Raw genomic sequence first — 13,079 nt, forward strand, 5'->3', positions numbered from 1 at the left:
ATGGGGATGAGATGAAGTGATGAAAAAACGGGCGCTATTATAACCCGGCGCTTTGGTGCGCCGATCTCGGACATAATGCACCTGTTGCAACCAGGAGCCACCGATGCGCCAGCAGACCCACTCTATCGCCACCGAAGACAACGTCGCCGCCTACCGCCTGACCTCCTTCCACTACGGCACGCAAGGCAGCGGCAGGAAGGTCTACATCCAGGCCTCGCTCCATGCGGACGAGGTGCCCGCGATGCTCGTCGCGCACGTGCTGCGCCGTGAGCTCGACCGGCTGGATGCGGAGAACAAGGTCACCGGCGAGATCATCCTGGTGCCGGCCGCGAATCCGATCGGGCTGTCGCAGGTGATCCACGGCGCGCCGTTCGGGCGCTTCGACCTCGCCACCGGCACCAATTTCAACCGCTCGTACCGGCACGTGGCCGCGGCGTTGAAGACGTCGCTGCAGGACAAGCTCGGCGCGGATCCCGCCGCCAACGCGGCCCTCGTGCGCGAGCACGCGCGCCGCGAGGTGGCCGCATGGCTGCCATCGAGCGCGACGGAAGAGCTCAAGAAGGCGCTGCTGGGCATGGCGATCGACGCCGACATCATGCTCGACCTCCACTGCGACAACGAGGCCGTGCTGCACATGTACACCGGCACGCCGCTGGCCGGGCGCGTGAAACCGCTGGCGGCGCTGATGGGCGCGTACGCCGTGCTGCTGGCGACGGAATCCGGCGGCGAGCCGTTCGACGAAGCGTGCAGCCGCGTGTGGTGGGAACTGGCGGAACACTTCGGCGACCGCTTCCCGATCCCGCTGGGCTGCGTGGGCGTGACGGTCGAGCTGCGCGGCGAGAACGACGTGCGCTACGACCTGGCCGAACGGGACGCGCACGCGCTGCTGCAATACCTGGCGCGCGAAGGCGTCGTCGACCTGCCCGTCGAGCCGCTGCCGGCGCCGCTGTGCGAACCGACGCCGCTGGAGGGCGTGGAACCGCTGCACGCGCCGCATGCGGGCGTGCTCGTGTTCCTGAAAAAGCTGGGCGACCCGGTGCAGGCGGGCGATGCCGTCGCCGACATCGTCGATCCGGTCAGCGGCAGGACGACGACCCTGCGGCCCACGCAGTCGGGCGTGCTGTTCGCCAGCACGGCGCACCGGCACCTGCTGCGCGGGATGCATGTCTGTAAGATCGCGGGGGCACAGGCGTGGCGGACGGGGAGTTTGTTGGGCGCATGAACCGTCATTCCCGCGAAAGCGGGAATCCATGCTGAGCCTCAGAATTCCGTACATCGGAAGCGCCGCAATATGTCTGACGGCCTGACTTCGGAAACTCAGCATGGGTCCCCGCCTCCGCGGGGACGACGTCAGGCGGCCAGCGCTTCCTTGAACAGGTAACGCTGCTCCAGCAGCGGCGCGATCCCCGCCGCCGGCAGCGGCCTCGCAACAAAATACCCCTGCACCTCGTTGCACTTCAGCGCCCGCAGGATCTGCAGCTGTTCCTCGTTCTCGACGCCTTCCGCCACCACCTCCATCCCGAGCGCGTGCGCCATCGACACGATCGCCTGGAAGAACACGGTGCCTTCGCGCGAGCGTCCCAGTTCGGCCGTGAACGAGCGGTCGACCTTCAGCACGTCCATCTTCATGCGCTGCAACTGCGACAGCGACGAGTAGCCGGTGCCGAAATCGTCGACGTGCAGCTTGACGCCCAGCGCGCGGATCGCGGCCAGTTCGGCGAGGATCTCGGCCTGGTCGCCCATCATCGCGGACTCCGTGATCTCCACTTCGAGCAGGCCGGCCGGCACGGCGTGGCGGGCCAGCGCGTCTTCGAGCTCGCGCTGCACGCTGCCGCGCAGGAACTGCTTCGGCGAGACGTTGATCGACACCGGCACCGGCACGGCGCCGTACGCGCGCCAGGCCGCGAGCTGGGCGCAAGCCTGGTCGATGACGATGGCGCCGATCGGCACGATCAGGCCGCTGGATTCGGCGAGCGGGATGAATTCGTCCGGGCGGATCATGCCCAGCTGCGGATGCTCCCAGCGCAGCAGCGCTTCCATGCTCAGGAGCTCGCCCGTGCGCGTGTCCACGCGCGGCTGGTAGTGCAGCACGAACTGGCGCTTGTCGATCGCTTCCAGCAGGCGCTGGCGCAGCTGGGTGCGCGTCTTGAGGATGTTCGATTGCGCGGGGTCGAAGAAGCGGTACTGGCCCTTGCCCTCGGCCTTGCCCGCGTACATGGCGATGTCGCCGTGGCGGATCAGCGTGGCCGCATCGAGGCCGTCGCGCGGGTACACGGCGATGCCGACCGAGGCGCCGATCATGTGCTGGTCGTCGGCGATCGGGAACGGTTTACTGAAGGCTTCGACGATGCGCGTGGCGACGATGGCCACCTGCTGGTCGCTGTCGAAAGGGCTCAGCAGGACGACGAATTCATCCCCGCCGAAACGCGCCACGCTGTCGCCCGGACGCAGTTGCGACAGCAGGCGCTCGGCCGCCAGCTGGAGCAGGCGGTCGCCGACGGCGTGGCCGTGCGTATCGTTGACCTGCTTGAATTCGTCGAGGTCGATGAACAGCAGCGCCGCGCCATGATCGCCGTCCTCGGCGCGCGCCAGCGCGACCGGCACGAAGTTCAGGAACCAGTGGCGGTTCGGCAGGCCGGTGAGGCTGTCCTCGTTCGCGAGGCGCGCGAGCTGGGATTCGTGTTCCTTGCGCTCGCTGATGTCCTGCAAGGTGACGGCGAGGTTGTCGCCCACGCGCACGATGCGGCGATGGCCCCAGCGGATGTTCAGCCGGTTGTTGTCGGGCATGCGCCGGTCTTCCTGGTGGAAGCCGACGGCCAGCGCCGTGCGGTAGTTGGCGACCAGTTCGTCGAAGGACTTCCCGTGGTGGACCGCGGAGATCAGGCTGCCGACGAGCTGCGCGCGCGTGCTGCCGTAGAAGAAGGCGCCGCGTTCGTTGCAGTCGACGATGCGGAAGTCGACCGTCTGGCCCTTGCGGTCGCGCACCGGCGCGACCATGTAGAAGCCGTCGTTGCCGCTCTCGGTGGCCGTGCGGTAGGCGCGCTGGATCTCGGCCCGCTCGCGCGCCCGCGCCGACGCGCGCAGCGACAGCATGCTCGCCCCCAGCGCCAGCATGGTCAGCACGGCGGTCGCCACCAGCGTGTGGTTGCGGCTGTCCGTCCAGTAGGCGTCGGCCGCTTCCAGCACGGCCGTATGCGACAGCGCGACGAGGGCCACGAGCGGATACGCGCCGGAGCGGCGCCAGCCCAGCACGCGCGGCTCGCCGTCGGCAAAGCCGCCCTGCCCGTCGACCAGCTGCACGCCGCGCGCCACCGGCCAGCGGTCGGCGTTCGCGGGCAGCAGCGAGGCGGCGCCCATCGAGCGCACGATGCCGCTGGCGTCCTGCTCGACGCGCAAGGCATTGTCGGTGCCGACGAGCGCCAGCAGGCTGCCCGGCCCCAGCGTGGGCGAGCTGACGAACGATGTGAAATATGCGGCGTCGACGGCCATCAGCAGCACGCCGTCGAAGCCGTCGTCCTGCGTGTCGAGCCGGCGTGTGAAGAGAATGGTTCCACGGGCTTCGTCCAGTTCCGGCGGCGGCGTGCCGATGCGCAGCGCGGTCGAGATGGCGTTGCGGTGCTGGATGAAGAAGTCGGCCCGGGACAGATCCAGCCCGCGCGCGTGGATGCGGCTCGAGGAGCGGACCGCGCCGTCCGGCCCGATCACGCTCACGTTGACGAAGGCGGCGTCGGTGAACATGCCGTCGCGGCGCATGTTCTCGATCAGGCTGCGGTCGCGCGCGTGCTCCCAGCTGTGCTTGAGCTGCATGGTGATCTGGTCGACCTGGGCGACCGAGCGGGTGACGTACTGCTCGTAGGCTTCGGCATACGCGTCGGCCTCCTTGAACGCCTGCTCCTCGGCGCGCCGGCGTTCGGCGCCGGCGTGCAGGATGGTGGCGGTCCAGAGGGCGGCACAGACGAGCAGGGCCAGCGCGGGCCACAGCAGCGCGAGGAATCGGTGGGTGCGCGGGGCGGTGTGCGCACTGGACTTGGACATGCGGGTTCCGTCAGAAGGCGTGCGGGGATGCACGCTCAGTTACTGTTCAGCAACTCGCAGTGTAAGAAAAGAAAGTGACGGGATGATGACAAGGCCGCGCGTCAGGCCGGCGTGCCCTTCGCCAGCGCCTGCGCCAGCGCATCCACGTCGGCCGGCTTCACGAAGTGGTAATGGAAGCCCGCGGCCTTCGATGCGTCGCGGTCCTGCTGCTGGCCATAGCCCGTGAGCGCGATGAACAGCGCCCCGGCCGCACGCGGCAGCGCGCGGATCTGGCGCGCCAGTTCGTGGCCGTCCATGCCCGGCAGGCCGATGTCGAGGACGAACGCGTCGAAGGACCGATCGCGCGCGCAGGCGAGCGCCTGCAGCGGGTCGTATTCGATGGACGCCTCGTGGCCCAGCACCTCCAGCAGCATGGCCACCGTCTGGGCGGCGTCGGCGTTGTCGTCGACGACGAGCACGCGCCGCACGCCCGGCTGGGCCGCCGCTGCGCCGGCAGCGTCCCGGACCGCGGGCGCCGGGCCCGCATGCGGCGGCCTGGCCGTCGACGCGGCCCCCTTGTCCGGGTCCACGCCCTGCGTCGCCGCCTGCCCGCCATGCCGCTCGAGGAGACTGATCTCCTGCGGCTCTTCGATGGTGTCGTACATATGTTCGTCCCCGTTTTTCGCCCGCGTTGACTATGGTACGAAAATACGCCGCCCCGGCGCGCAACCTACGCAGGAGGGCATGCACTCAGGATAACGCTCCTTGTTCCGCGCGGCAATACGCGCACGCAAGAACGTTCAACGCCGCGCTTCCGCCCGGGCCAGCACCTCGTTGACCTCGTTCAGGTCGGCCGGCTTGACGAGGTAATGGTCGAAGCCGGCCTGTTGGGCTTCCTCGCGGTCCTGGTTCTGGCCGTAGCCGGTCAGGGCGACGAGCGTGGCGCCTGCGTTCTCGGGCTGGGCGCGCAGGCGCCGCGCCAGTTCGTAGCCGTCCATGTCGGGCAGGCCGATGTCGAGCAGCAGGACGTCCGGATGCTCGTTTCTCGCCCGCGCCAGCGCGCCGCGCGCATCGAATTCGACGCTGACCGCGTGGCCCTGCACTTCGAGCAGCGCGGCCAGCATCTGGGCCGCGTCGGCATTGTCGTCGACGACCAGCACGCGCAGGTTGCCATTGTCCGGCGCCGCGCCCGCCGCGGCCCCGCCGCCATCGTTGGCCGCGTCCGCCGGCGCGCGCGCCGCGCACGGCAGGCAGATCGAGAACTCGCTGCCCTGTCCCAGGCCCTCGCTACTGGCATGCACGGTGCCGCCGTGCAGCGCGACGAGGCTTTTCACCAGCGCCAGGCCGATCCCGAGCCCGCCCTGCGACCGGTCGGGCGTGCGCTCGGCCTGCGTGAACAGGTCGAAGATGTACGGCAGGACTTCCGGCGCGATGCCGACGCCGTTGTCGCGCACGGACACGGTCACCTGCTCGTCGCCCACGGTCACGGCCAGCACGATGCGGCCGCCCGGCGCCGTGTACTTGGTGGCGTTGTTGAGGATGTTCGAGATGACCTGCACGAGGCGCGTGCGGTCGCCCGTCACGTGCGCCGGCTGGCCCGACAGCTGCAGGGTCAGCGCATGGCGGCGCGCATCGATCAGCGGCCGCACCTGCTCGACGGCCGCGGACACGATCACGTTCAGGTCCAGCTCGTCCTTCTCCAGCGTGACGAGGCCGCGCGTGACACGCGAGACGTCCAGCAGGTCGTTGACGAGGTCCGTCATGTGCTCGGCCTGGCGCACGATGATCTCGCTGGCGTTGGCCACGCTCTTGGCGTCCAGCCGGCCGAGCTTCAGCAGCTGGGCCGCCGTCATGATGGGCGCGAGCGGATTGCGCAGCTCGTGCGCCAGCATCGCGAGGAACTGGTCCTTCTGGCGGTTGGCGGCGCGCAGCTCGTCCTCGACGAGCTTGCGGTCGGTGACGTCGCTGCCTTCCACGAAGATGCCGCTGACGGCGCCGTTCTCGTCGCGGATCGGCTGGTAGACGAAGTCGATGTAGCGTTCTTCCAGCGGCCCTTCCGGTTCGCGCTGCAGGCGCACGGGCAGCGCGTGGCCGACGAACGGCTCGCCCGTCGCGTACACGCGGTCGAGCAGTTCGAGGAAGCCCTGGCCGACGATTTCCGGCAGCGCATCGCGCGCGCGCTTGCCGACGATCGGGCGGTGGCCGACCAGCTGCATGTACGACTGGTTCGTGAGCTCGAACACGTGCTCGGGGCCGCGCAGCACGGCCATGATCCCCGGCGCCTGCGAGAACAGGCCGCGCAGCCGCTCGTTCTCCTCGTTGCGGTATTTCTCGGCCAGCACCTGGTCGGTGACCTCGACGCACGCGCAATACATGCCGGCGATGGCCCCGTTCTCGTCGCGCACGGGCGAATACGAGAACGTGAACCAGGTCGGCTCGTCGTAGCCGTGGCGGTTCATGACGAGGTACAGGCGGTCGGCATACGTCGCCTCGCCGCGCAGCGCGCGTTCGATCAGCGGGTTGATGTCGTGCCAGATCTCGGCCCAGATGTCGTGGAAGCGCCCGCCCAGCGCGGCCGGATGCTTGTCGCCCAGGATCTCGCGATACGGATCGTTGTACAGGAATGCGAGTTCCTTCCCCCAGGCGACGAACATGGGGAATTTCGAGTTCAGCATCAGCCCGACGACCGTGCGCAGCGCCTGCGGCCACGTGCGCGGATGGCCCAGCGGCGACGTGGACCAGTCGTGCGCACGCATCATCGCGCCCACTTCGCCGCCGCCGCTCAGGAACATCAGGGCGCCGGCATGGTTTTCGTCAGACTGTTGTCTGTTTTCTTGCATGATTGACACTGGTTGAAGCAACAACGCCAGTGTGCCATAAGGGCTTGCCGCAGGGCGCGCGCAGCGGTCGTTATGGATCGGGGGAGGGATCGAAGCATGGAGCGGGTGAAGGGAATCGAACCCTCGTCGTAAGCTTGGGAAGCTTCTGCTCTACCATTGAGCTACACCCGCGTTGCCCGCATTCTACGCCCGTTCCAGCCAATTTGACAATTCATCATGACATTGATCAGGATCGAACGCAGCTGACCTTAGACATTTTTCGGCATGAGCTTGTGTCGAAAAATTCGTTGAGCCTTCCATGGATGGGCTCGTATATTGAACACTCGTCCATCAGCACAGCGGAGGCACCGTGAGGCCAATTCTTTCCGACCAACACCGCCTCCGGGAGCACGACTGATGGCCGACTTCGACATCGGCGCGATCGTGCGCGACCTGAACGAGGCGCGCCGCCAATGGCGCCAGGCGCATCGTCCGGCCGGCGAAGTGCGCGGCATCGAGTTTCCGTCGCGCGACGCGCTGGCGACCATCGTCGGGCAGTTGAAAGGCGTGCTGTTTCCGCTGCGCCTGGGCCCGCCCGACCTGCGCCAGGAAAGCGAGGATTTCCACGTCGCGCACTCGCTCGACACCGCCCTGCACGCGCTGCTGCGCCAGGTCCGCATCGAGCTGCGTTACAGCGCCGCGCTGCGCCACCTGACCCATACCGACATCGAGCCGCAGGCGCTCGAGGCCACCCGCGCGTTCGGCGCCGCGCTGCCCGGCATCCGCACCCTGCTCGACAGCGACGTGATCGCCGCCTTCCAGGGCGACCCGGCCGCACGCAGCGTCGACGAAGTGCTGCTGTGCTATCCGGGCATCCACGCGATGATCCATTACCGCCTCGCGCATTGTCTGTACGGGCTCGGCCTGCCGCTGCTCGCACGCATCATCGCCGAGCAGGCGCATGCGGAAACGGGCATCGACATCCATCCGGGCGCGACGATCGGTGCCGGCTTCTTCATCGACCATGGCACGGGCGTCGTGATCGGCGAGACGGCCGTCATCGGCCAGCGCGTGCGCCTGTACCAGGCCGTCACGCTGGGCGCGAAGCGCTTCCCCGCGAATGTCGACGGCACCTTGCAGAAGGGCTTGCCGCGCCATCCCGTCGTCGAGGACGACGTCGTCATCTATGCGGGCGCCACCGTGCTGGGCCGCATCACGATCGGCAAGGGCGCCGTCATCGGGGGCAATGTCTGGCTGACGCACGACGTGCCGGCGGGTGCCCGCGTGGCCCAGGCCGCATCGCGCGAGGACGACCTGGGCGCATCGGACATATCGGGCGAGTCGGCTTAGTTACCTCGGACTTTCGACGACGTAACCCCTGGCCTGCAGGCCGGCCAGGTAGCTCGTCGGGCCGAGGATGTCCTGGATCTCCAGCACGGCGAAGGTGATGGCGTTACTGGCCAGCGCATTCTCCGCCGCCTTCAGCCAGGAGGTGCGCAGGCGCTGGCGCACCTGGCGCAGGGCCGCGGCGTCCTTCGCGATCGAGCTGTTCATGACGGCGTCCAGGCATGCATCCCGCCGCTCCGCGAAGTTCAGGCCGCGGATCTCGCCGATGTCGCCGTTGGCCCAGGCATTCGCGCGCACGCGCATCGTTTCGAGATCGGTGTCCAGGGTGTCGAGCGTCTTCGTGAAGCAGACGAGGTCGTCCACCTGCGAATTCTTGAAGTCGCGCACGAGCTTGCGCGGGTCGTCGACCATCACGTCATAGCCCGAGTCGGTCATTTTGACCTTGTTCTTTTTCGCGACGTCCTCGATCTTGCCGAGCACTTCGCTCCCATAGCTCAGGCCGCTTTTCTTGAGGCCGGCGAGCAGCAGTTCCTCGCCCGCGAAGACGGGCCGGTAATGCTCGATGCCGTCGTCTTCGCCGACGTACTTGGCCTTCAGCACCGTCCAGTGCGCGTAGACGTCGGCCGGGACCACGTCATGCAGCACCGCATCGTCCGGATTGCGCTTGATGCCGATGAGGCTGGGCAAGGCCGTCAATCCGCTGAAGAAACCGATGTGGGCTTTCGCGACGGGCGGCATCAGGACTTCCTGCGACTTCGCCACGAGGCGCTCGACGCGCGACGCATCCCATTCCATCTTCCGCGGCAGCGGAGAATAGGTGCCGAAGACCCACATCACGTGCGTTCCCTTCGACACCTTCCACACGCCGGGGCCGGGACGGCGGCCTTCGATGACGACCGTCGCGGGAACGCCGTCGGCGGGTTGCGCGGTCTGGCCCACGCTCTGCGCGAACGCCGGAGGGACCAGCAGAGCCAACGAGAACACATACCCGTTGATTGTCTTCGTCATGGCGTGTTCCTTATTTCGGGCTCTCGACCGTATAGCCTTGCGCCTGCAGGTCGGCCAGGTAGCTCTGCGGACCGATGACGTTCTTCATCGGCAGGAGCGCAAATGTCGCCGTGTTATCGGCCAATGCCTTCTCGGCCGCCTTCATCCAGTTGGCACGGATGCGCTCGGGAAGATGCTGGAATGCGGGAGCGTTCTTGGCGAACTGGCTGTTGAAGATGGCGTCGTTGCACGCCTTGTCGCGCTCGGCATAATCGAGGCTCGACATCTCGGCGATATTGCCATTGGCCCAGGCGTTCGCGCGCACGCGCATGGCGTCGATATCGCCTTCCAGCCGTTCCAGGGTCTTGGTGAAGCACGCCACGTCTTCCACCTGCGACTTCTTGAATTCCTTCATCAGCGCACGGGGATCGTCGACGTCCATGCTGAGCGTCGTCGACGTGATCTTGACCTTGTTGTGCTTGGCCGCCTTTTCGATCTGCTCTTCCACGCCGGTATTCTGGGTCAGGCCGCTTTTCGACAAGCCCTTGCTCAGCAGCGTGTCGGCGACGAAGATCGGGCGGCGCCGCTCGATGCCGTCGTCATCGCCGATATACTTGCCCTTCAATACCTGCCAACGCGCATACACGTCCGCCGGGAGCACGTCGTGCAGCGTGGCGCCGTCCGGATTCTTGTCGATGCCGATCGCGGTCGGCAGCAGCGTCAGGCCCCGGAAGAAGCCGACCTCCATGCGGGCCCCCGGCCGCGTCAGCACTTCCTGCGACTTGCCGACAAGACGCTCCACGCGCGCCGCATCCCACTCCATCTTTTGCGGCAGCGGGGAATACACGCCGAACACCCACATCACGTGGTCGCCCTTCGAGACTTTCCAGACGCCGGGACCGGGCCGGCGGCCTTCGACCACGACGGTCGCGGGGACGGTGTCAAGGGCCTCGACGGCGGCGGGCGCGGGTTCAGGCTCGGGCGTGGTCTGGGCCAGGACCGGCAGGGTCAGGAAACTCAGGTAAAGCGCACATGCATACCGTTTGCTCATCGGGCATCCCATCGTTGTTGTTGTGTGCGCAAAAGCTTAGCGCCACCGATGAGCTTAGCCTATCAAGGCAACGAAGTGTTACAACTTTGACATGCATATGTCGCAACAGCAACGTTCACGCGTCCGGTACGTCGCCCGGGCGATCCAGGAGCTCGTGCGCCAGCTTGAGGCCCTCGACCATCGTGTTAAAGGCCTCGCGCTTCGCGTCCTCGCCCGGCACGCGCAGAACATACGACGGGTGGTATGTCGTGACGACCCAGTGCCCTTCGTGGCGCAGCGGTTTGCCGAGGGAATTCTTGAGCGTGACGTTGGCCGTGCGCAGCACCGACTTCAACGCCGTGGCGCCGAGGGCCACGATGACGGTCGGCTTGACGCTCGCCAGTTCCTTGTCGAGCCAGTAGTAGCAGGCCTCGATTTCGCGCTGGGCCGGCGTCTTGTGCAGGCGCCGCTTGCCGCGCGGCTCCCATTTGAAATGCTTGACGGCGTTGGTGACGTAGATCGTGTCGCGGTCGACGCCGGCCGCCTCGCACACGCGGTCCAGCAGCTTGCCGGCCGGGCCGACGAACGGCTGCCCCGCCAGGTCTTCCTGGTCGCCCGGCTGCTCGCCGACGAACATGATCTTCGCGCGCCTGGGTCCCTCGCCGCCCACGGCCTGCGTCGCGAACTGCCACAGCTCGCAGCGCCGGCATTCGTCCAGTTTCGACGGCTGCTGGCGTTCCGGCTGCGCGTCCTCGGGGGCGATCGGGATCGTCGTGCCCTTGCGCTGGCCGACGGCCTCGTACTGCCCCACCTTGCGCGCGCCCAGCGCCGCCTCGCTGACCATGTGCGGCACGATCTTCGCCTCCGGCAAATTCTTCCACCGGTCCGACTGGATATGCTGGTGCATCACGTTCGTGTTCAGGCGGGCCGGATTGAACACGCTGCGGTAGTACGTCAGCCACAGGGCTTCACCGGTGTCTTCGAGGTCGGCCGCATCGCGCACCAACGGTCCGGTATTGTGCAGCGTATGGCCGTCCCACAGGACGCTCGCCTCGGGCGTGGCGATCATCCAGCTGACCTTGCCCATGCGCGAGACAAAATGGTCGGCCACCTGGGGCAGCACGTCGTGGCGCGGCTCGTACCAGGCGACGAAGCGCGGCGGGCCGGCTTCTTCCGGGCGCTCGCGGAAGCGGATGTAGGCATGCATGTCGTGTTCCTCGCGGCGGACCGCCTTCACCATCGCATTCAGCCGGGCACCGTCCTCGTCGGCCGGCGACTGCACGTCGTGCTCGCCCTGCTGCCAGCGCCAGATCACGCGGTACAGGAAGGCCCAGCGGTCCGGCACGCGGCAGCAGGCGGCCGACTGCAACATCTCCATCAACGAGCGCGGGATGTGCGGCGCGGGCCTCAGTGGCTCATTCTTTGGCTCGTCCGGCGGCGGTATGGAAGGATTATGCGGTGCCTCGGCGGCGGCCGGCGCACCCGTGAACAGGTCGCTGCCCGCCAGCAGGTCGCCCATATGCGGCACGCCCCACGTCACCTGGTCGGGCGGGATGCCGTGGACGAGCAGCTCGCGCGCGGCCTCGCGCCACTCGGCGAACGTCTCGACCTGCACCGGCTGCCCTGTCCGGACCAGCGCATCCGCCGCCATCACGCCGCCCGCAGTTCCGGCCACAAATTCATCTGCTGGGGGGCGTCGGCCAGGTTACGCCGCAGCAGGTCGGACGACGCGGTGCCCTGCGCCGGCTTGTAGTCCGCCGTGATCACGAAGGGCGCCAGCTTTTTCAGGCTGCAGCGCAGGCGCGACAGGTCTTCCCAGCGGATGCGCCGCAGCCGCCGCAGGTCGATCAGGCGCTTGGCCGTGCGCAGCCCGATGCCCGGCACGCGCGCGATCATGGTCTCGTCCGCGCGGTTCAGGTCGAGCGGGAAGTGGTCGCGGTTCGCGAGCGCCCAGCCCAGCTTCGGGTCGATGTCCAGCGCCAGGTTCCCGGCCGTGGGCATCAGCTCCTTCGCCGTAAAACCATAGCCGCGCAGCAGGAAGTCGGCCTGGTATAAACGGTGTTCGCGCAGCAGCGGCGGCGGCGCGGACGGCACGCTGGACGGGCTGTGCGGGATCGGGCTGAACGCCGAGTAGTACACGCGTTTCAGTTTATAACTGCCGTACAGCGTCTGCGCGGTATTCAGGATCGTCTGGTCGTCGCTGGCGTCCGCGCCGACGATCATCTGCGTGCTCTGCCCCGCCGGCGCGAACGTGGGCGCCTTGGGGTGGTCGTCCTTTTCGTCCAGCTTCGTGCGGATGGAACCCATCGCCAGCTTGATCGTGTGGACGCTTTTTTCCGGCGCGAGCTTCGTCACGCTGTCCTGCGTGGGCAGCTCGATGTTCACCGACAGGCGGTCGGCATAGCGGCCCGCCAGTTCGATGAGGCGCGGGTCGGCGTCCGGGATCGTTTTCAAATGGATGTAGCCGCGGAACTGGTGCTCTTCGCGCAGGCGGCGCGCGACCTCGACCAGCTGCTCCATCGTGTAGTCGCTCGACTGGATGATGCCGGAGCTGAGGAACAGGCCGTCGACGTAGTTGCGCAGATAAAAATCGTGCGTGAGCTTCACGACCTCGTCGACGGAAAAACGGGCGCGCGGCACGTTCGACGTGCGCCGGTTCACGCAGTACTGGCAATCGTAGACGCAGAAGTTCGTCAGCAGGATCTTCAGCAGCGACACGCAGCGTCCGTCCGGCGTATAGCTGTGGCAGATGCCCATGCCGTTCGTCGCACCCAGCCCGTCCTTGTCGACGGAATCGCGCCTGGGCGCGCCGCTGCTGGCGCAGGAGGCATCGTACTTGGCCGCGTCGGCCAGGATCTCGAGCTTGTCTTTGAGTTCCATCG

Annotated in this window: 9 protein-coding genes and 1 tRNA gene; 2 read left to right on the plus strand and 8 right to left on the minus strand. The window is 67.4% G+C overall.

Annotated features, from left to right (window positions below; genetic code table 11):
- Positions 1–103: 103 nt before the first annotated feature.
- A complete protein-coding gene (locus tag QPK29_RS21755) occupies positions 104–1,222 on the plus strand; it encodes a succinylglutamate desuccinylase/aspartoacylase family protein (protein WP_371771301.1) in 1,119 nt (372 codons plus the stop codon).
- A 128-nt stretch (positions 1,223–1,350) separates the two neighbouring features.
- Here QPK29_RS21755 and QPK29_RS21760 read toward each other — a convergent pair whose 3' ends face one another.
- The 4 genes from QPK29_RS21760 to QPK29_RS21775 all read right to left on the minus strand — a co-directional run bounded on the left by QPK29_RS21760 (position 1,351) and on the right by QPK29_RS21775 (position 7,025).
- Entirely contained in the window at positions 1,351–4,035 is a 2,685-nt protein-coding gene (locus QPK29_RS21760; protein ID WP_371771302.1) for a bifunctional diguanylate cyclase/phosphodiesterase, read from the minus strand.
- A 101-nt stretch (positions 4,036–4,136) separates the two neighbouring features.
- The gene (locus QPK29_RS21765) at positions 4,137–4,679 is read right to left on the minus strand and encodes a response regulator (protein ID WP_371771303.1); all 543 of its coding nucleotides are present in this window, start codon (positions 4,677–4,679) and stop codon (positions 4,137–4,139) included.
- A gap of 135 nt (positions 4,680–4,814) precedes the next feature.
- A complete protein-coding gene (locus tag QPK29_RS21770) occupies positions 4,815–6,854 on the minus strand; it encodes a hybrid sensor histidine kinase/response regulator (RefSeq protein WP_371771304.1) in 2,040 nt (679 codons plus the stop codon).
- A gap of 97 nt (positions 6,855–6,951) precedes the next feature.
- A tRNA-Gly gene (locus QPK29_RS21775) sits at positions 6,952–7,025 on the minus strand.
- Positions 7,026–7,250: 225 nt separating this feature from the next.
- Here QPK29_RS21775 and epsC point away from each other — a divergent pair.
- Positions 7,251–8,183, plus strand: coding sequence for a serine O-acetyltransferase EpsC (gene epsC / locus QPK29_RS21780; protein ID WP_371771305.1), 933 nt, complete (start codon positions 7,251–7,253; stop codon positions 8,181–8,183).
- Here epsC and QPK29_RS21785 read toward each other — a convergent pair whose 3' ends face one another.
- The 4 genes from QPK29_RS21785 to QPK29_RS21800 all read right to left on the minus strand — a co-directional run bounded on the left by QPK29_RS21785 (position 8,184) and on the right by QPK29_RS21800 (position 13,077).
- Positions 8,184–9,188: a TraB/GumN family protein gene (locus QPK29_RS21785; RefSeq protein WP_160410647.1), complete on the minus strand. Its 1,005-nt coding sequence runs from the start codon at positions 9,186–9,188 to the stop codon at positions 8,184–8,186. It lies immediately after the preceding gene.
- 10 nt (positions 9,189–9,198) lie between these two features.
- Positions 9,199–10,218, minus strand: a complete 1,020-nt coding sequence (locus QPK29_RS21790; RefSeq protein ID WP_371771306.1) for a TraB/GumN family protein — start codon at positions 10,216–10,218, stop codon at positions 9,199–9,201.
- A gap of 115 nt (positions 10,219–10,333) precedes the next feature.
- Positions 10,334–11,872 carry a UdgX family uracil-DNA binding protein gene (locus QPK29_RS21795; protein ID WP_371771307.1) on the minus strand — a complete coding sequence of 513 codons (1,539 nt, stop codon included), beginning with the start codon at positions 11,870–11,872 and terminating at the stop codon, positions 10,334–10,336.
- The gene (locus QPK29_RS21800) at positions 11,848–13,077 is read right to left on the minus strand and encodes a putative DNA modification/repair radical SAM protein (protein WP_056124023.1); all 1,230 of its coding nucleotides are present in this window, start codon (positions 13,075–13,077) and stop codon (positions 11,848–11,850) included. Before QPK29_RS21800 ends, QPK29_RS21795 begins: the two co-directional genes overlap by 25 nt.
- Positions 13,078–13,079: the final 2 nt, after the last annotated feature.

The sequence above is a fragment of the Massilia orientalis genome (assembly GCF_030411975.2).
GTDB lineage: Bacteria > Pseudomonadota > Gammaproteobacteria > Burkholderiales > Burkholderiaceae_D > Telluria > Telluria orientalis.

Excerpts from the sequence above, each read along its gene's own strand:
- QPK29_RS21770 (WP_371771304.1), bottom strand. The coding sequence starts at position 6,854 with ATGCAAGAAAACAGACAACAGTCTGACGAAAACCATGCCGGCGCCCTG.
- QPK29_RS21755 (WP_371771301.1), top strand. The coding sequence starts at position 104 with ATGCGCCAGCAGACCCACTCTATCGCCACCGAAGACAACGTCGCCGCC.
- QPK29_RS21765 (WP_371771303.1), bottom strand. The coding sequence starts at position 4,679 with ATGTACGACACCATCGAAGAGCCGCAGGAGATCAGTCTCCTCGAGCGG.
- QPK29_RS21800 (WP_056124023.1), bottom strand. The coding sequence starts at position 13,077 with ATGGAACTCAAAGACAAGCTCGAGATCCTGGCCGACGCGGCCAAGTAC.
- QPK29_RS21790 (WP_371771306.1), bottom strand. The coding sequence starts at position 10,218 with ATGAGCAAACGGTATGCATGTGCGCTTTACCTGAGTTTCCTGACCCTG.
- QPK29_RS21785 (WP_160410647.1), bottom strand. The coding sequence starts at position 9,188 with ATGACGAAGACAATCAACGGGTATGTGTTCTCGTTGGCTCTGCTGGTC.
- QPK29_RS21760 (WP_371771302.1), bottom strand. The coding sequence starts at position 4,035 with ATGTCCAAGTCCAGTGCGCACACCGCCCCGCGCACCCACCGATTCCTC.
- epsC (WP_371771305.1), top strand. The coding sequence starts at position 7,251 with ATGGCCGACTTCGACATCGGCGCGATCGTGCGCGACCTGAACGAGGCG.